We start from the raw sequence: 17,298 nt of genomic DNA, 5'->3' as shown, positions 1-17,298 counted from the left end.
CAGGGACGCACCCGCCCTACCTGTTTGTCTGTGGGAAACCGGAAATCAATTGCGTTAATCTCCTAACTCACAGCACTTTTAGTTACGCTCTGATAGTTAATAAGCCGAGCCTTTGACTTGTGTTTTCCCCGTTCAAAAACGCTTCTCATTTCTGCATACTACCTTCATCATTCTCGCATGCTCAAATTTGTTATTAAGCCCCCGGCGATTCTCGGCGCACTTTTTGTGTTCTGCATTCTTAGTCCTTTTACCCAAGGTCAAAATTCCGATAGACCTAATATTCTTTTCGCAATCGCGGACGATTGGGGTTGGCCGCATGCGAGTATTTATGGAGATGCAGTGATAAAAACTCCAACCTTCGACGGCATTGCTGCCAACGGTGTGCTTTTTACGAATGCCTTTATTTCTTCTCCATCCTGCACGCCTTCGCGGAATGCCATTCTTACGGGTCAGTATCATTGGCGGCTCAAGGAAGGCGGCAATCTCTGGAGCAATTATCCGGAAGGATTTCCCACCTACGTTCAGGCCTTAAAGGAAACGGGCTATTTTGTCGGTTCTTACCGCAAAGCTTTTGGACCGGGATCCGATGGTGGCAAAGAAGTCGCCGGGAAAAAGTATGAAGGTCTCGATGAATTTCTTAAGGAACGACCCAAGGATAAACCTTTTTGTTTCTGGTTTGGCTCCTCTGATCCGCATCGCACTTATATTTGGGAGTCCGGTTTGCGCTCAGGTACGAAACTGGAGGATGTCGAAGTGCCGCCGTTTTTTCCGGATAACGAAACAGTCCGGACAGACATCCTCGATTATTATTGGGAAGTGCAGCGCTTTGACCGGCAAGTCGGTGAGGCTTTAGCTTTGCTGGAGGAAAGGGGAGAACTGGAGAACACCATCGTTGTAATGACCGGAGATCACGGATGGCCATTTCCACGGGGAAAATCGAACCTCTACGATTTCGGTTCCAGGGTCCCTTTGGCCATCAAGTGGCACACGGCTGTTCCCGAAAACCGGGTGGTGACCGATTTTGTCAGCACCACAGATCTGGCCCCAACTTTCCTTGAAGCGGCTGGCGTAAAAATTTTGCCAGGCACTACTGGACGATCACTGCTTCCGCTTTTAAGATCGGGTAAAGCGGGTAGGGTCGAAGCCGACCGCGATCACGTCCTGACCGGCAAGGAACGTCACACGTTGGCCCAATTGGATAATCCTGGCGGAACGCCGATGCGCGCCATTCGGACGGATCATTTTCTCTACATCCACAATTTCAAGCCGGAGCGATGGCCTGCTGGACACCCGGAAGGAAGTTATCACGGCAAGAACTACATGGAAATCGATGCCAGTCCAACCAAGGACTACATCGTCGATCACAAGGACGACCCGGACATGGGTATTTACTGGCAGCTTTCCTGCGGACTGCGCCCGGCGGATGAGCTCTATGATATCCGGCTCGATCCATTTCAGATGCACAATGTTGCAGACCGTACCGAATACGCGGGTACTTTGAAACGTTTGAAGACTCAACTCTTTAAAGAGCTGGAAGCAAGCGAGGATCCACGACTTGTAGGAGGTGCGGACGCCTTTGATACGTACGAGTATTTGGGGCGACTGGTTCGAAAGCCCTAACCGGGAACACTCTCCAAGCATCGTGGTATCTGAGTTTTGAAACGGTGCGCCCAGATCCACTTTCAACTAATGATTCAGTATATAATTCGGAGAATGTCTCTTACATAAGCTGCTTCAGCTGCGATCTTTTGCCAGCTACAAATGGCAGCTGAAGCAGCTACTCCTACACTCTGGTCCCACATAAGCAGAATTTGCGCTCGATCAAATCATTTATGGGATGCTAGTACTTTCCCTTCAGTCACCAATCCCGAAGCATGCATTTGGAAATATCAAGTTGAAAATTCCGGATTAGCTATTCATAGGAAAGTCGATCCTTCTACTTCAGTAGCCAGTCGACAGCCTTCTTCGCGTCGCTGTTTCCAATGGAGATATTGTCTGCTGCATTTAGGTATTGGTAAGTTGCATTGACAAATTTTTTGCCTTCATCGCTTTCACCAGAGAGCCAAAGTTTTGCAGGTGCCGAAACGGCAATCATTCCTGGCAGGTCATCGTACTTTATTCCTCCGGGCAGGAAGTCCGTGTCGCGAATGTCTTTCAGTTTTACAAAGCGAAATCCGTCTGTGTCGATCGCAGCATGGGTCACAACATCACCACTCACCGCCCGAGCTGCGGCAACCCAATGCCCGGCTCCGGCCAAGCCGATCAGGTTTATTGATTCCGATTTGCGCTCGTGATCATTTACAAAGTCGATCAAGCTCAGAATGTCGTGAACCCGTTGGGCGAACAGCGAGTGATTATAGCCGTGAGTGTAACCAGCAAATTCTCTAGGATTTTCAACTTTACGTGCTAGCTCTAGCGATGGGCCGTTCGCCAGAAATTCACCCTGATAAAGCAGGTCCACGCCGACTACGGTTGAACCTGCTGTTAGCAGTTTTCGCACATTTTCGTTGGGTTGATAACCGGCTCCCTTGTTTTCAAACAGGGCCGACTTTCCGTTCTTATCGATCCAGACAGTCGTCGTTCCGTTCCACTTTTTGGGATAAAGAAAAACAACAGGTAGTTCCTCGCCGTACGTGTTGTTGCGCAGCAGCCCGGGCATTTCCAGATAGTCTCCGCGGTCCATCTTCTTACTCCATTCGAAATCCGTATTACCTGTCGAATCAAGGGTCCGACCAATGATAGTTTCCAGCGCACCACCCACCAGCCTGCGGTACTCGTCCGGTGTCTGCCGTGCTTTGGCGATTTGTTGTTGCGAGTCCTGATGGATCGTCGCGAGCAGCTTGCGTTCGAACTCCGATCCGCCCTCAGGTTGAGGATGGATTTCGTCCCAAACTGTCGTTTCAGCGTGGGTTAATCGTCGATAGTCTGGCTCAACTATCGGGTCTTGATAACCGAGTTTAAAATGCTTGTTCACCCATGAGTACATGGCAGCTCGATTGACGTAGTTGTAATTGTGTTTGAAATGGGTGTTCGCCCAAAGTGCTACCTTGTCTGCTGCTCCCAGCAATTTGTAGTGCGCCTTTAATTCAGGAAACCCTTTCGTTTCCATTTCGATCGTCCAGTCGTCCGCCGCTGTAAGTCCCAACGGTTTGGGCCCAAAGAGAGCAGCGAACTCAACGTTGCCGGTATCTATTCGCAGCAGCGACGCATTCTCGCAGGTGCAACCGCCCTGCATCCCTGTTGAAACCATGACTGCGGGCACGGCCAGATCAATCCGATCATCTAACGCTGCGAGCATGAAGGTTTGGGTGCCACCTCCACTCGCGCCGGTGATTGCCAAACGATCCGGATCGACCTCCGGTAGGGTGAGAAGAAAATCAAGCGCGCGAATGGAATTCCAGGTATGCAGTCCCATCACACTCTGCAACGCGCCTTCCGCCTGCGGACTGAACAGGCCCCAGTTTGTTTCCGTATTCATCTCGGGGACTTGCTCCGCAAATTTATGCGCGCGATCGTGGCTGATCTGCAAACTATCCGAGTGGCCAATCATATCGTATTGAAAAACGACACAACCCATACGGGCGAGCTGTACACAGCGTGCCTGGTATTGATTGCGACCGCCTTCCTCGAAACGCTCTGAGCCGATCACGATTTCCTTCCGCACCTCTTCGATGCCCTTATCGTAAAACCGCGCGTCACGCCAATGACCATGTGGACACAAAATACCTGGCATCTTCTTCTTTGGATTGGCCGGACGGTATAGACTGCCGGTGACATAGAAGCCCGGATGGCTTTGAAAAAATACTTTTTCGACCGTGTAACCGTGCCGACTGACGAGCCCATGAACCACTGGCACCAATGGTGTCCTGGTTGGCATTGGCCAAAGACCATTGGCGACCAACAACTGGCGGCGCACTTTCCCGGAGCGTTTGTCCCAATCTTCTTTAGACGCTGGCGGTGTGAAGGGGAAGTAACCGTCCAGGTCTTTCAATTCCCCGAGGCGTGCATCCGACGGCGACTCTCCTTCTGGAAGGACCTTGGGTCCCGCTGCCAAGGTGGATATGGACGTGAGTACGAAAATCAGGCCAACTAGTATCCGCCGCAGAGTTTTTTGTAGGACTTTCATATGAAAATTTTGAAGCATAAGGGTTGAACAAAGTCTATTTCCAGGAAGATACACCTGCACAGGTCTAGCATCTTGTTTTAGCGTAAAGCTGAAATCAAGGTGTATTACTTAATGGTTCTCATTTGCATTTCGAATTAAATTCCGTAGCAAGAGTGATGGTAAACGATGGAAAGCGATCAGGAATATTTTCAAACAGAAGAGGCGTTAGAAGAAGCGCTTTCCCGACCGACCCCGGAGCTCATCGAAATGATGAAAACCGTCGAAGGTGATTTCATTTTCCTTGGCGTCTCGGGGAAGATGGGAATTTCCATGGCTGGTATGGCCAAGCGTGCGTGTGAGGTGGCGGGTGTCGAAAAACGAATTTTGGGTGTGTCGCGTTTTAGTGATACGGCTAATAAGGATTTTCTTGAAAGCCAGGGCATCGAAACCATGGCAGGGGATTTGTTAGACCAGGATTTTTTGCGTCAGCTCCCCGATTTCTCGAATGTCGTCTACTTGGCCGGGACCAAATTCGGAACCCAGGGCAACGAAGCATATACCTGGGCTATGAATGCGTACCTGCCTGGGTTAATTGCTGAACGGTTTAAACGCTCACGAATTGTGGCGCTCTCCACCGGGTGCGTGTATCCTCTGGTAGAGGTAAGCTCTGGAGGCTCGGTTGAGACCGATGACTTGGCGCCGGTCGGTGAGTACGCTCAATCCTGTTTGGGCAGGGAGCGAATGTTCCAGTTTGGAAGTACTGAGAATGGGACAGCGGTGGCTCTCATTCGCCTCAATTATTCGGTAGAGATGCGTTATGGTGTGTTGGTGGATGTTGCGACCAAGGTGTTTAATGAGCAGCCGGTAGATGTATCGATGGGTTATGCAAATGTCATTTGGCAGACGGAAGCAAATGACGCGATCCTGCGTTCTTTCGAGTTTTGTTCCGTGCCTGCAAAACCTATTAATATTACAGGAGTGGATACTTTATCGATTCGAGAATTGGCTATGCAGTTTGGAGCCCTCTTTGGTAAGGAGCCCCAAATAACAGGAGAGGAGGGTAGGACGGCACTTCTTTCCAATGCCTCCTGGATGTTTGAAAATCTCGGGCGGCCTAAAGTTTCGCTGGATCAACTCATACGATGGACCGCGAAGTGGATTACTTCGGGAAATCCCTTGTTAGGAAAACCTACCCATTTCGAAGTGAAGGACGGGAAATACTGATTTTTTAGAATGAGCTCTGATTTTCCAACAAATATTCGAACACGATTAAGTAAAGGTTGTGCTATTCCGGCCCATCCCCTGGCTTTGAACAAAGAGCGAAAGTTGGACGAACGTCGACAGCGCGCTCTATCAAGATATTACCTGGATGCCGGTGTTGGTGGTCTTGCCGTAGGCGTTCATACGACTCAGTTCGAAATCCGTAAGTCTGAAATCGGACTCTACAAGCCCGTCTTGGCTTTGGCCAAAGAGGAGATCGACGCTTATGAAGCGAGGTCGGGCCGAAAAATTGCACGGATCGCTGGTGTTGTCGGCTTAACGAAACAAGCTGTTGAGGAGGCAGCTCTTGCCGCGGAGTTGGGATACGACGCCGGGCTCCTTAGTCTGACTGCGTTTCCAGATGCCTCGAACGACGAACTGATTGAGCACTGTCGAGCGGTAGCCGAGATACTTCCTGTATTCGGATTCTACATTCAGCCGGCCGTGGGTGGTCGATTTCTCGGTGTCGATTTTTGGCGGAAGTTTTCCAAAATCGAAAACGTGGTCGCCATTAAAGCTGCTCCTTTCGATCGTTACAAAACCTTCGATGTGGTTCGCGGTGTGGTTGAGTCTGGAAGGTCGGAGGACATCGCTTTGTACACGGGCAATGATGACAACATACTCAATGATCTACTTACGGAATTTGAAGTTAGCTTAAATGGGGTGCCGGTTAAAAAGCGAATTGTCGGAGGCCTATTGGGTCATTGGTCTGTTTGGACCAAGCGTGCGGTCGAGCTGGTTGAGAAAGTTCAAAGTGGAGCATTCGATCCTTTAGGAATTGAAGGACATATTCTTGGAAACAAGATTACAGACAGCAACGCGGCGTTCTTTGATGCAGCGAATGGATTTGCGGGTTGTATAGTAGGTTTGCACGAGGTCCTGCGAAGACAAGGCTTGCTCGAAGGAGTCTGGACCTTAAATCAAAACGAGGAGCTTTCTCCTAAGCAAAAGGACGAGATCGATCGCGTCTACGCAGCGTACCCGGAATTAAGCGACGATGCCTTTGTTGCTGAGAACCTGGATCGTTGGCTGAGCTGAAATTCATGGCTGATATTTCCATAAGGCAAATGCTGGAAACTGACCTGGAGGCTGCCATGGGTCTAAAAAATGCCGAGGGGTGGAATCAGACGGAATTGGATTGGCTATTGTTTTTGCGGCACAACCCGGAGCTATGTCTGGTAGCCTGTTCGGAGGAGTTAGTGATCGGCACAGTTACGGCGATTAACTATAACAACGAAGTTGCCTGGATCGGAATGATGCTCGTGTCTCGTGATTTTCGGAATCAAGGCGTAGGAAAAATGCTGTTGAAGACTGTCATTGAGTGCCTGGCTGGTTGCCAATCGATCAAGCTGGACGCGACTCCAACGGGGAAACCAGTATACCGAAAGCTGGGATTTGTGGAAGAACTGGAGTTACATCGAATGACGATTCAAAAACTTCCTCCTATTGACGACGGTTTAATATCCGGCGAGATTCGACTTATTGCGGATTCTGACATTCCTGAAATCGCTCGTTTGGACCAACTTGCATTTGGGAGCGACAGGACCCGGTTAATTCAACGAGTGTTGAAAAATCTACCGGGCCAGAGTTGGATGTCAGTGCAGGACGGGAGGGTTTCCGGGTTTTTGTTAGGAAGAGTTGGAACTCGGTTTAACCACATCGGTCCTCTTGTCGCTGCTTCGATGGACAGTGCCAAAGCGTTGCTTGGACAGGTATCAAAGGATTTGAGTGGGAAACCTGTAGTCATGGACGTTCCCGAGGCAAAGGCGGATTGGCTGGCCTGGCTTTCTGAATGGGGGTTTTCACATCAACGGTCTTTATCCAGAATGTATTTAAATAAAAATCTACCGAGCAAAAAGGGTGATTCTCTGTTCGCGATAATGGGTCCTGAGTTGGGCTAATCTTTCTGCCGTCCCTTGAAGTTTTTTGGCGTGCTGATGGTGGGATATCTCTTGGAATTCTATTCGTTGATGTTGCCGGTACCAATTTACTTACTATTTGTATTCCTTGGAGTTTTTAACCTGAATGATCTAAATGAACCCTCGTCCACCTTTCTTCTTAATTTATACGTTTTGCGCGGTTCTTTTGTTTGTTGAACTTCAGAGTGCTACTCATGGTCCCATAAACTCAGCCAAATCATTTTCCGACGCGTTACAGTTGGTCCAAGCCGGAGATATCATCATAGTTGCCAACGGGCGGTATAATGGTTGGGTCGTTGAGTTGGGCGCTCAAGGAACGCTTGAAAAGCCGGTGACGATTCGTCCGGAAAGTGCAATGGGTGTGACTTTTTCTGGTTTCAATCATTTCAGCATAACTGGCAGCTATGTCACGATTAGCGGATTTCTATTTGATGGATGCAGACTGGATAAGAACTTGTTGGAATTTGAAGGTTCTGATCATTGTCGAATAGAGGAAACTACGTTCCAACATTCGGGAGGAGAACAGGCAGTGATAGGCATCAAAGCTGGCGCACGATATAACAGTCTGGTCGATTGCAGATTTATCAATATCGCCGCTCGCTCTGTGAATTTGCACATCAATGAGGAGATATACAAACGAGGTGTTCCAACTGGAAATATTATCCGAAATAATCATTTTCAGGACATTCCTCCGGCCAACCAAAATGGACGCGAGACGATCAAGATTGGCACGAATCAACCCACCTTCGGACATGTCATGGTCAACACTATTATTGAGGATAACACCTTTCTTCGTTGTGACGGAGAGGCCGAGATTATCAGTAACAAATGCGCGGGAAATATCTATAGGCGAAATGTGTTCATTGAATGTAAAGGCGAGTTGGTTATGCGGGGAGGGCAAAATTGCCTGATTGAGGCCAATCGATTTGATAGTTGTTCCGGCGGTATCCGACTATGCGGTACTGGTCATATCGTAAGAGACAATGTAATCATCAACAGCAGTGGAACCGGGATACGCTTGTTTTTTGGAATGACTAAAGAACAAGCCGGCCATTACCAGGCCGCCGGCAATTGTTTGATCATGAATAACACCATCGTCAACGCGGGTAAAGCGGGGATTCTCATTGGTGATAGTCGAGGCAAAGATTGGAAGGAGAAGGGGGTGCAAAACGTAGCTCCCGAAGCTAATCGAATTCTCAACAACATTATCGTGGGTTCGACGGGAGATTTGCTCTTGGCTGATCATGCGCCGAACAACACCATCGATGGAAACCTGTTTCACCGATTAGGTGACGCCGATCTTTCGATGTCTGGCGATAATCCTCTCTATGGCGATCCACTTTTTCGTGATCTTGTTGCAGGTGATGTTCGCCCTGGCAACAATAGTCCTGCTCTTGTATCGGACCCCCCTAAAGGAGCATCGTTTAAATAAATAGATCCGCTATAATTCCTCGCCTCGCGACCCTGGATTCTTCAATTTATCCGTAGCTTATGCATACCCCATATACCAAGTGGCTACGGTTGGCCTTTCTCATCACTTGTTTTCAATTGAGTAATCTCGCCAACTCTCAGGCTGTTCAACCGAATATACTCTTTATTGCCGTCGACGATCTTCGTCCGCAATTGGGCTATTACGGTGAAACCTGGATGAAGACGCCGAACATGGATCGTCTGGCGTCAACTTCACGGGTGTTCAGTCGGCACTATGTTCAGGTGGCAACTTGCGGCGCTTCCCGACATGCGCTTTTGACCGGACTTCGTCCGAAAGAGGAAGGGGATTATGGGAACGGGCCTTTCAAGACCAACAAAGAGGACTTGGCTGCCCGAAAAACGGAGTCGTTTCCTCACTTATTTAAGCAGAACGGTTATCGTACGATCTCCATAGGCAAAATAAGTCACAGCAATGTTAGCAGCTTGGATGATTTGCCGCGTAGTTGGAGTAGTGTCAGGAAGCTGGAGCGGCGTTGGGGAGACCGACACAATTTCGTCAATGCGTATGCCCAGATCGACCGTCCGGCATCTGAATCGCAACCGAGAAATAAGGGCTATGCATTTGAGTCTGTACCCCTCGATGACAAAGCCTATCCCGATGGTTGGATCGCCGAACACGCTGTTCAAGTGCTCAACGAGATCAAGAATGAACCCTTTCTATTGGCCGTGGGGTTTATGAAACCGCATCTGCCATTTAACGCTCCGACGAAATACTGGGACCTCTACGATCCAGACGGGATACCGGCTGTTCCCTATGTGAGTCCCCCTAGCCATATTGTTACGGGAATGTCTCTTAATTCCTCCTTCGAATTGCTCGGGCAATACGATGTTCCTAAAGGCGGTCTGGAAGATCCCGAGTATGTTCGAATCCTCCGCCACGCCTACTGTGCTGCGGTAAGCTATGTCGATGCACAGGTTGGTAAGGTGCTGGATGAACTCGATCGTTTGAATCTCAGCGAAAACACAATCGTGGTGCTCTGGGGCGATCATGGTTGGCATCTGGGCGAATTAAGTTCTTGGGGAAAACACACCGCCTTTGATTACGCCCTGCGTTCTCCTCTCATCGTGCGAGTGCCGGGTATGCAAGAACCCGGAGTCCTAACGGATGCACTGATCGAGACTGTCGATATTTATCCGACTCTGGCCTGGCTGTGCGGTTTGCCAGCGACGGAAAGGCTGGAAGGGAACAGTTTTTTTAATTTATTGGACGATCCGGACGCCACAGGTCCTGAAGAAGCTTTTAGTTATCATCGTCCGTGGCATTATGAAAACAACCCTTATGAGTCAGGTCCCTGGGCCAAGACAATCAGGACCGATCGTTTTCGATTTACCCGTTGGACCACCGGGATCGAATCAGGCGAAATCGTGCAGCTCGAACTCTACGATCATCAGACCGACGCAGGTGAACAACATAATATCGCCGCTGACAGTCCTGAGATCGTAAAGTCACTGATCGCGCGATTGGGAAACGACGGTCGGACCTATACTCGGTAGTACATCCATTCTCTATCTTCCCGCTTGCCCTCGCCTCCAAGCGCTCCAGCATAAAAACATGCTCAATTACAGACTCATCAAAAATTGTTCCGTTTTCGCAGCCTTCACTTTTGTTTCTTTTTCTGCCTCAGTTCAGGCGGCCAAGCCAAATATCCTCTGGATTATTGCTGAGGACATGGGACCGGAGCTTGCCTGTTACGGTACCCCTGAAGTAAACACGCCGGCCCTCGATACCCTGGCTGCGAGTGGAGTTCGTTATACCAACGCATTTACGGTCACGGGCGTTTGTTCGACGAGCAGGTCTTCTTTCATGACTGGGATGTATGCGATGTCGATTGGTGCGCACAACCATCGGTCGAATCGCGATGGTAATTTTCCACTGCCGGATGGTGTTCGCGTGTTGACGGACTGGTTGCGTCCAGAAGGTTACACCACCGCGAACATCAAGGAGCTGACGAAAGATAATGAGCTGGCTAAGTTCTTCAAAGGAACCGGAAAGACCGATTGGAATTTCACCTACGAAAGTCCGGTCGACCCGAAGCTTCAACCTTTTGATTTGGAAAACTGGGACGATCTAAAGGACAATCAGCCGTTTTATGCGCAGATCAACTTTTCTGAGACTCACCGTGGTGGGGCCTGGAATGATGCGCATAACGAAATCCCCAAAAGTGATTTGGCTGATCCTGCGAAAGTGAAGATTCCTCCATACTATCCCGATCATCCTGTAACGCGCGGCGTTTGGGCCCAGTATTTGAATACCGTCATGGCGGTTGATCGAAAGGTGGCCTTTATTCGTGAACTACTCGTTCGTGACGGCCTGGAAAAAAATACCATCGTGGTATTCATGGGTGACCACGGCCGGGCCATGCCGCGTTCCAAGCAATGGGTCTATGATTCCGGTCTCAGTATTCCGCTCATTATTTATTGGCCTGAAAACAATTCCGACCTACCTGTTCCAGCCAAGTATGAGCGAGGATCTGTGAACGATCAGCTCGTTCAATCGATTGATCTTTCTGCGACGACACTCGCTCTGGCGGGTCTGAAGAAACCCACTAAAATGCAGGGGCAAGTTTTTCTCGGCGATCAGGCCGAAAAAGAGCACTCCTATGTCTACGCGGGTCGTGATCGCGGCGATGAAACCGTGCTCATGATTCGCACCGTTCGAGGCAAGCGGTATCGTTACATTCGAAACAAATATCCTGAGAAACCTTTCCTTGAGATCAACCGCTACAAAGAGGCCTCCTATCCGATTATCGGATTGATGCGTGATCTGCATGCTCAAGGTAAACTGACAGGCCCGCCCGCTGTTCTGATGGCACCAAGCCGTCCCCGGGAGGAGCTGTATAATCTCCTGCAGGACCCTTATGAAATAAACAACCTGATCGACTCACCCGATCACGCGAAAATAGCCAAGCGCTTTCGTGAAAAACTCGATACCTGGCAGGATGAAATTGACGACAAAGGCCGCATTGAAGAACCCGTTGAAATTCCTGCTCATTGGGAAAGTGAAATGATCCGAGCCTATGACCAACGACTCGCTGAACGTCCGAAGAACTGGTATGAAATCGCCCCGGCCCTTGGACCTTACACGATTAAGTAAGGCTTCTTTACATACTGGATATTTGCCTTAATTGTTTCGAAGATAGAACGACGTGACTTTCGCTGTTTGTTAGTATTGAGTTGAGATTATGCACAAAATGTCTTCTCGATTCTTTACCCTTTTCTTGATTCTTTTGTTCGTAAGCTATGCTTCCGCCAAACTGCCCAAGATGTCCGGAGTGCCAACGGCTGATCCGGAATCGGTCGGTATGTCTGCCGAGCGTTTGAAAAAATTGGATGCAGTCATGCAAGGCTATATCGACCGTAATGAAACAGCGGGTGTTGTCACCCTCGTGGCTCGGAAAGGGAAGGTCGTTCACTTTTCGGCCTTAGGAAAGCAGGATGTCGAAAATGATGTCCCTATGCGACCAGACACTATCTTTCGAATGGCTTCGATGACCAAGCCGATTACTTCGGTCGCGTTGATGATGCTCTATGAGGAAGGCTACTTCCAATTGCGCGATCCGGTTTCAAAATGGTTGCCCGAGTACGGTGACATGCACGTAGCCATTCCGGCCCCGGCAGACGAACGATTGGATGGTCGTTATAAATTGGTCCCAGCGAAAAGCCAGATTACCATTCAACAATTGCTGACGCATACTGCAGGTCTTTCCAACGGCTCTCGAGGGATTACCCAGCCCGAATACGCGAAGGCGATGGCTAGTTTCCCTCTGGAAGAAACAGATTACTCGCGCATGATGCGCCTGGCGAAACTCCCGCTAAATTTCCATCCGGGTGAAGCTTGGGAGTACACGCTGGGAACCTCGGTGGTTGGTGTACTGGTAGAACAAATGTCGGGCATGACGCTCGATGAATTCTTTCAGGAACGCATCCTCAAGCCGCTGGATATGACCGATACGCATTTCTTTCTCCCTGAATCAAAATTGCCCCGGTTTGCGGCTAACTATGGTCCGGATGAGAACAAGAAAATTTATCTGACAGAGGCGGCGGATAAGGAGAGTCGTTTTGTTAGAGGACCACATGTTCAATTCCGTGGTGCTGGAGGTTTAGTTACAACCACGCGCGATTACTTTCGGTTTTGTCAAATGATGCTAAACGGCGGCGAGTTGGACGGCGTGCGAATCCTCAGTCGAAAGACGGTTGAGATGATGACCATTAGTCATACCGGCGACCTGCCCATCTGGTTGACTGGCCCAGGTTATGGTTTTGGTCTCGGCTTTGCGATAGTTACTGACATGGGACCTGCTGCGACTCCCCGTTCAGAAGGTTCCTACTTTTGGAGTGGCGCTCATGGGACCATTTTCTGGGTCGATCCAAAAGAAGAACTAATTGGAATTATCATGGAGCAGATCTATCCCTATACTCAGATTAATATCATGCAGGATATGGCTTCTATGACCTATCAGGCGGTAGTGGATTAGTTGGTGAAGAGGATAGGGTGGGAAAAGAGGTTTCAGGTGTCGGGTGTCAGGTTTTATTGTGTAGGAGCAAATTTATTCGCGACCTTGTTTCAAATGCGAAGCTGTGGCTTGGCGATCCCCGGGGGTCGCTACTAAAGTTGCTACAACAGGAGAAAGGTGACTTTCCTGTAGTGAATCAGCCCCAAGAATTCTGTGCGAAAAGACCATCCACTCGCCAATGGGAATTCGTTGGATCCGGTAGCTCAGGTTTTGACATCTTTCAAAATCACCCCTCATTGAAACCCTTGTGATAATAGATATTGCCTGTCTAATCAGTTTGTTTAGAAAAAATACGTGAACAAATTTTTCTCTCCTATTCTTCTGGCATCCGTTCTCTCTGTCGGGGCGGCCGACCATAAAATCCCAAATTTCCGCACGGTTGAAATCGATGCGCAACTCGAGATTGGTTACGGTGTCGCTTTGGCCGATATGGATGGTGACGGTAAGCCCGATATTGTTCTTGCGGATAAAAATCAATTTGCCTGGTACCAGAATCCTTCTTGGGAGAAACACATCATGGTGGAGAACCTCACTGAGCGGGATCATGTTTGTATCGATGCCCGGGATATTGATGGAGATGGAAAAGCCGAGGTCGCTGTAGGAGCTCAATGGAATCCCAATGAAACGTCCGATGAAGCGAAAAGCGGGAGCGTTCATTATTTGATTCCTCCGGAAGACAGGACTCAGAAGTGGACTCCGGTTCAATTGCCTCACGAGCCTACTATTCATCGTATGCGCTGGATTAAAACATCCTCGGGCGATTTTGCATTGGTGGTCCTGCCGTTACACGGTCGTGATAACAAAGGTGGCGAAGGTGCAGGAGTTAAGACTATCGCCTACAAGGTTCCAGCGAATCCTCAGGACACGTGGGAGACTACGGTGATTGATGACCAAATGCACAAAACGCATAACTTGGAGATTGCAACTAATCTACCCCAAGCCAGAGGGCAGGAAGCATTGCTCATTGCCGGGGCAGAGGGGGTATTTCTTTTTCGACCCGAAAATGGAAGTCTGAATCGCCGTCAGATAATCGGCAGCGAGGAAGGAGCTTCCGGTTTTGTTGGAGCTGGGGAGGTTCGCTCCGGAAATCTTCCTGGAGGTGGGATGTTTATTACTACGGTCGAACCTATGCATGGAAATCAATTGGTGAGTTATACGCCTCCTGCACGTAATTCGGGAAAACGGCTTGGGATTCGCAACGTTCTTTTCGATGAAATGGTCGAGGGTCACGCTCTCGCTTGCGGCGATATACTGGGAATCGGGTCTGATCAAGTTGTCGTGGGTTGGCGTGGGAATAGAACAAGCCCGAATAGTTTTGGTCTAAAATTATTTATTCCTTCAGATTCAAATGGTCAGGCATGGACTTCTTCGGATATTGATGTCGACGGCATGGCTTGCGAAGACGTCAAACTTGGAGATTTAAACGGCGATGGTCGACTCGACATTGTTGCCTGTGGTCGCTCTACCAAAAATCTTCGAATCTACTTTAACGAAGGCCTTTAATTTTTCCTCAAATGTTCCTTCGGTCTTTCCGGGATGAAATTTCGCCGTAGGGCCAGTTGCTAGCAACTCGGCCCCCATGACCCATCACGTTCCGGGACAAGGCGTCGATGCAAGCATCGAGCCCTACACGTAGAAAGTGGGACGACCAATCGCTTATTGTTAAAGCTCTAACTGAAGCGTGCGTAGTCGTACGAAGCTCGGCGTACCAAGATCGCTGATATCAATTCGAATTACATACTGAGTAATTCCGTCTGTGCTATCGGAGGAAATGACGGTATGCTGCACAGGTAAAAAGGTTTCGAGATCATCTCCCAGTTCGATTTGAAAAAACGCATCGCTGATTCCATCTCCCCAGGGAAAGGTGAGTTCTACATACTCCTCAGTCGCATCGCTCATTTTAACCGGAACTGCATTTGGTTTTTTGGGGAGCGTACCAAACGTATATTCCTGGAGGTTAGTGAGACCGTCCTTGTCCGGATCGGCACCAAGGCCGGAAGTAAGTAGGTCCGCTTGTTCCTCATCTGTGAAGTTTGCTGCTTTCCAATCGTCGTAAGCAATTAGCTCGATGGTCCAATCCAGAGTGAGCGTTACATTGTTTGCAGTGTAACCAAGAGTAGCTGTCATACCGGTGGGTAAGGCGGTATCGTCTACCTGATCGAAGGTCCCTACAATCGTCGGAGCGTTGAGAATGGTGAACGTTGTTTGGCCTGAAGGAAAGTAGCCGTCTATGAGCATGGGTCGCACGGTTCCGGCGAGTGTTGCTGTACCTGAGTTAATTTGCAATAGATCGGAGTTGTCGTTGGCACTGGCCTCCCATTCATAAGTGGAATCTGCGGTGAATGTGGTATCGCCGGTTATGGTGAGGGTTCCGGGGCTATCACCGGGTGCAACATTTCCGCTGCCTACCAGAAAATCTCCCACCAATTCTCCCCAGCCTCTCAGGTAGCCATCGTCCTTGAGTTCGACTTCTGGTATGGTGGTTTGTGTCCCTTCACCGAGATTAACAACACCTGCAACTTCCAGTCGAACTGAGTGAACCTCGTTCGTCCTTTTTGTAAGTGTTGACCCTTTAGAAATTGAAGTGACTGTTTTTGCGCCTGGACCACTCCATTTCGTGTTCAACATGACTTTTATTTGTGTTGGAAGAAGAATATCCGCCTCCGGATCTATTTTCCAGGTTCCACCTTCGAGAACTCCTGTCTCAGAAAGGTTTGTGAGCTTTGTAAAACCAAGGGTCGAATCACCAGTTACCTGGACAGTACCGTTACGATCATTTTCGAAGGCGCACAATATGGCCACGCTCCCGCCATTTTCGCATATAAAAAGGCCGCTATTCGTATAAGCGTGGGACCCACCTCCAGAAATGGACGCGCCTGAGTGTAAACGGTGGATACCTAGGTTGGTAACTCGGCCACCAGAAAATTCCTGTCCCTCGGAGGCATCTTCAAGCGTCAAAGAGGAAGTCTGGATAATAGCTGAAATGTCTCCAGAAAAATTAAGTAAGCCTCCATCCAAAATCCGGGGAGCTCCGGCGGAAATAGCCAGGCGACCCAGATTGAGTAGCTGTGTTCCCCTGAACGTGCCACCTCTCCAATCCATATACCCTCTGTTCAAGAAATTCGCTCCTGAAATTGCGAGCGTTCCACTCCTCATAACGAACCCTTTGGTATCATCTATTTTTTTGTCTTCATCAATTCCTAGAGAGTTTTGAACGCCATCCAACAAGCCTTCACCTTGACTCGTAAGATCCAGGGTGATTGTAGGCTGAAGCTGTGTGCCTCCGAAGGTTGCAGTTCCTGCTCCTTCAAAGGAAAGAACAGGTTCCGTAACTACGTAGGTTCCGTGAGTCATCACCAAGCGCTCCGTTGCGTCCATTGTGAATCTTCCATTGAATTCGTCGGAGCCACCTTCCAGCGTCAGAATTCCATTTTTAAGATGAGTCGTTGCATTGGCTGATTGGTTAAACTTTGGTCTTATTATGTACATTCCGGTACCTGTTTCTCCTAAGATTATCTGTCCACCTTCAGCATTGATTAAGGCGGAAGGCGCGTTTGGATTTACTGGATCGATTCGCTTGGAAGTTCCTTCTAGAAAAAGAGTACCTTCGTTGTCGAAACGTCTTACCTTCATTCCCGACGTAGTCCAAGTGCCCAGGTTCGAGACCCAAACTTCAAAGGATGGACCAGAAATAGTCCCTTGCATTACGGTGCCACTCTTTAGATTTTGAAAGACGCTATTATCCTTCGACGGGTCAGCTAATTCCAGCCGAGTACTGCCGGAAATGGTCATGTAGGCTTCGTTTTGAAAATCTGCGGAAAAATCTCCTCCCCCCATCACAAGACTTCCTAATTGATAACCTGGAGCATTCGGTAGCGACGCCGTTACAGTCTCTTTCAGAGTAATAGTAACTAGACCCTGTTCGAAAAGCCGCTGGTTGTCCGTAAAATGCGCATGATAAAGTTTTGGAAAACCAGTATTAAGGCTTGAAAGTGTGCCGCAACATACT

Annotated in this window: 11 protein-coding genes; 9 read left to right on the top strand and 2 right to left on the bottom strand. The window is 49.1% G+C overall.

Annotated elements, in window-relative coordinates:
• The first annotated feature begins 177 nt into the window (after positions 1 to 177).
• Positions 178 to 1,620 carry a sulfatase gene (locus tag O3C43_20465; GenBank protein MDA1068866.1) on the top strand — a complete coding sequence of 481 codons (1,443 nt, stop codon included), beginning with the start codon at positions 178 to 180 and terminating at the stop codon, positions 1,618 to 1,620.
• 316 nt (positions 1,621 to 1,936) lie between these two features.
• On the opposite strand, the gene O3C43_20460 is transcribed toward O3C43_20465, so the two are convergent.
• Positions 1,937 to 4,126, bottom strand: a complete 2,190-nt coding sequence (locus tag O3C43_20460) for an acetylxylan esterase (GenBank protein ID MDA1068865.1) — start codon at positions 4,124 to 4,126, stop codon at positions 1,937 to 1,939.
• A 165-nt stretch (positions 4,127 to 4,291) separates the two neighbouring features.
• On the opposite strand from O3C43_20460, the gene O3C43_20455 reads away from it, so the two are divergent.
• The 8 genes from O3C43_20455 to O3C43_20420 all read left to right on the top strand — a co-directional run bounded on the left by O3C43_20455 (position 4,292) and on the right by O3C43_20420 (position 14,792).
• On the top strand, positions 4,292 to 5,329 hold the full coding sequence (locus tag O3C43_20455; protein MDA1068864.1) for an NAD-dependent epimerase/dehydratase family protein: 1,038 nt from the start codon (positions 4,292 to 4,294) through the stop codon (positions 5,327 to 5,329).
• A 9-nt stretch (positions 5,330 to 5,338) separates the two neighbouring features.
• A complete protein-coding gene (locus O3C43_20450) occupies positions 5,339 to 6,403 on the top strand; it encodes a dihydrodipicolinate synthase family protein (GenBank protein MDA1068863.1) in 1,065 nt (354 codons plus the stop codon).
• A gap of 5 nt (positions 6,404 to 6,408) precedes the next feature.
• A complete protein-coding gene (locus O3C43_20445; GenBank protein MDA1068862.1) occupies positions 6,409 to 7,266 on the top strand; it encodes a GNAT family N-acetyltransferase in 858 nt (285 codons plus the stop codon).
• 133 nt (positions 7,267 to 7,399) lie between these two features.
• Positions 7,400 to 8,716: a right-handed parallel beta-helix repeat-containing protein gene (locus tag O3C43_20440; GenBank protein MDA1068861.1), complete on the top strand. Its 1,317-nt coding sequence runs from the start codon at positions 7,400 to 7,402 to the stop codon at positions 8,714 to 8,716.
• 59 nt (positions 8,717 to 8,775) lie between these two features.
• Positions 8,776 to 10,269 (top strand): sulfatase, encoded by a 1,494-nt coding sequence (locus O3C43_20435; protein ID MDA1068860.1) that lies wholly within the window; start codon positions 8,776 to 8,778, stop codon positions 10,267 to 10,269.
• A 58-nt stretch (positions 10,270 to 10,327) separates the two neighbouring features.
• Entirely contained in the window at positions 10,328 to 11,869 is a 1,542-nt protein-coding gene (locus tag O3C43_20430) for a sulfatase (protein ID MDA1068859.1), read from the top strand.
• 97 nt (positions 11,870 to 11,966) lie between these two features.
• Positions 11,967 to 13,250 (top strand): serine hydrolase, encoded by a 1,284-nt coding sequence (locus tag O3C43_20425; protein MDA1068858.1) that lies wholly within the window; start codon positions 11,967 to 11,969, stop codon positions 13,248 to 13,250.
• A gap of 333 nt (positions 13,251 to 13,583) precedes the next feature.
• Positions 13,584 to 14,792 (top strand): VCBS repeat-containing protein, encoded by a 1,209-nt coding sequence (locus tag O3C43_20420; protein MDA1068857.1) that lies wholly within the window; start codon positions 13,584 to 13,586, stop codon positions 14,790 to 14,792.
• A 159-nt stretch (positions 14,793 to 14,951) separates the two neighbouring features.
• Here the strand turns inward: O3C43_20420 and O3C43_20415 are convergent.
• A partial coding sequence (locus tag O3C43_20415; protein ID MDA1068856.1) for a hypothetical protein occupies positions 14,952 to 17,298 on the bottom strand: 2,347 nt, incomplete at its 5' end.

It is taken from the genome of Verrucomicrobiota bacterium (assembly GCA_027622555.1).
Classification (GTDB): Bacteria; Verrucomicrobiota; Verrucomicrobiia; order Opitutales; family UBA2995; genus UBA2995.
Note: the sequence above shows the minus strand (reverse complement) of the source record. Positions and strands in the feature narration are given on the sequence as shown.

Excerpts from the sequence above, each read along its gene's own strand:
- O3C43_20465 (MDA1068866.1), top strand. The coding sequence starts at position 178 with ATGCTCAAATTTGTTATTAAGCCCCCGGCGATTCTCGGCGCACTTTTT.
- O3C43_20460 (MDA1068865.1), bottom strand. The coding sequence starts at position 4,126 with ATGAAAGTCCTACAAAAAACTCTGCGGCGGATACTAGTTGGCCTGATT.
- O3C43_20455 (MDA1068864.1), top strand. The coding sequence starts at position 4,292 with ATGGAAAGCGATCAGGAATATTTTCAAACAGAAGAGGCGTTAGAAGAA.
- O3C43_20450 (MDA1068863.1), top strand. The coding sequence starts at position 5,339 with ATGAGCTCTGATTTTCCAACAAATATTCGAACACGATTAAGTAAAGGT.
- O3C43_20445 (MDA1068862.1), top strand. The coding sequence starts at position 6,409 with ATGGCTGATATTTCCATAAGGCAAATGCTGGAAACTGACCTGGAGGCT.
- O3C43_20440 (MDA1068861.1), top strand. The coding sequence starts at position 7,400 with ATGAACCCTCGTCCACCTTTCTTCTTAATTTATACGTTTTGCGCGGTT.
- O3C43_20435 (MDA1068860.1), top strand. The coding sequence starts at position 8,776 with ATGCATACCCCATATACCAAGTGGCTACGGTTGGCCTTTCTCATCACT.
- O3C43_20430 (MDA1068859.1), top strand. The coding sequence starts at position 10,328 with ATGCTCAATTACAGACTCATCAAAAATTGTTCCGTTTTCGCAGCCTTC.
- O3C43_20425 (MDA1068858.1), top strand. The coding sequence starts at position 11,967 with ATGTCTTCTCGATTCTTTACCCTTTTCTTGATTCTTTTGTTCGTAAGC.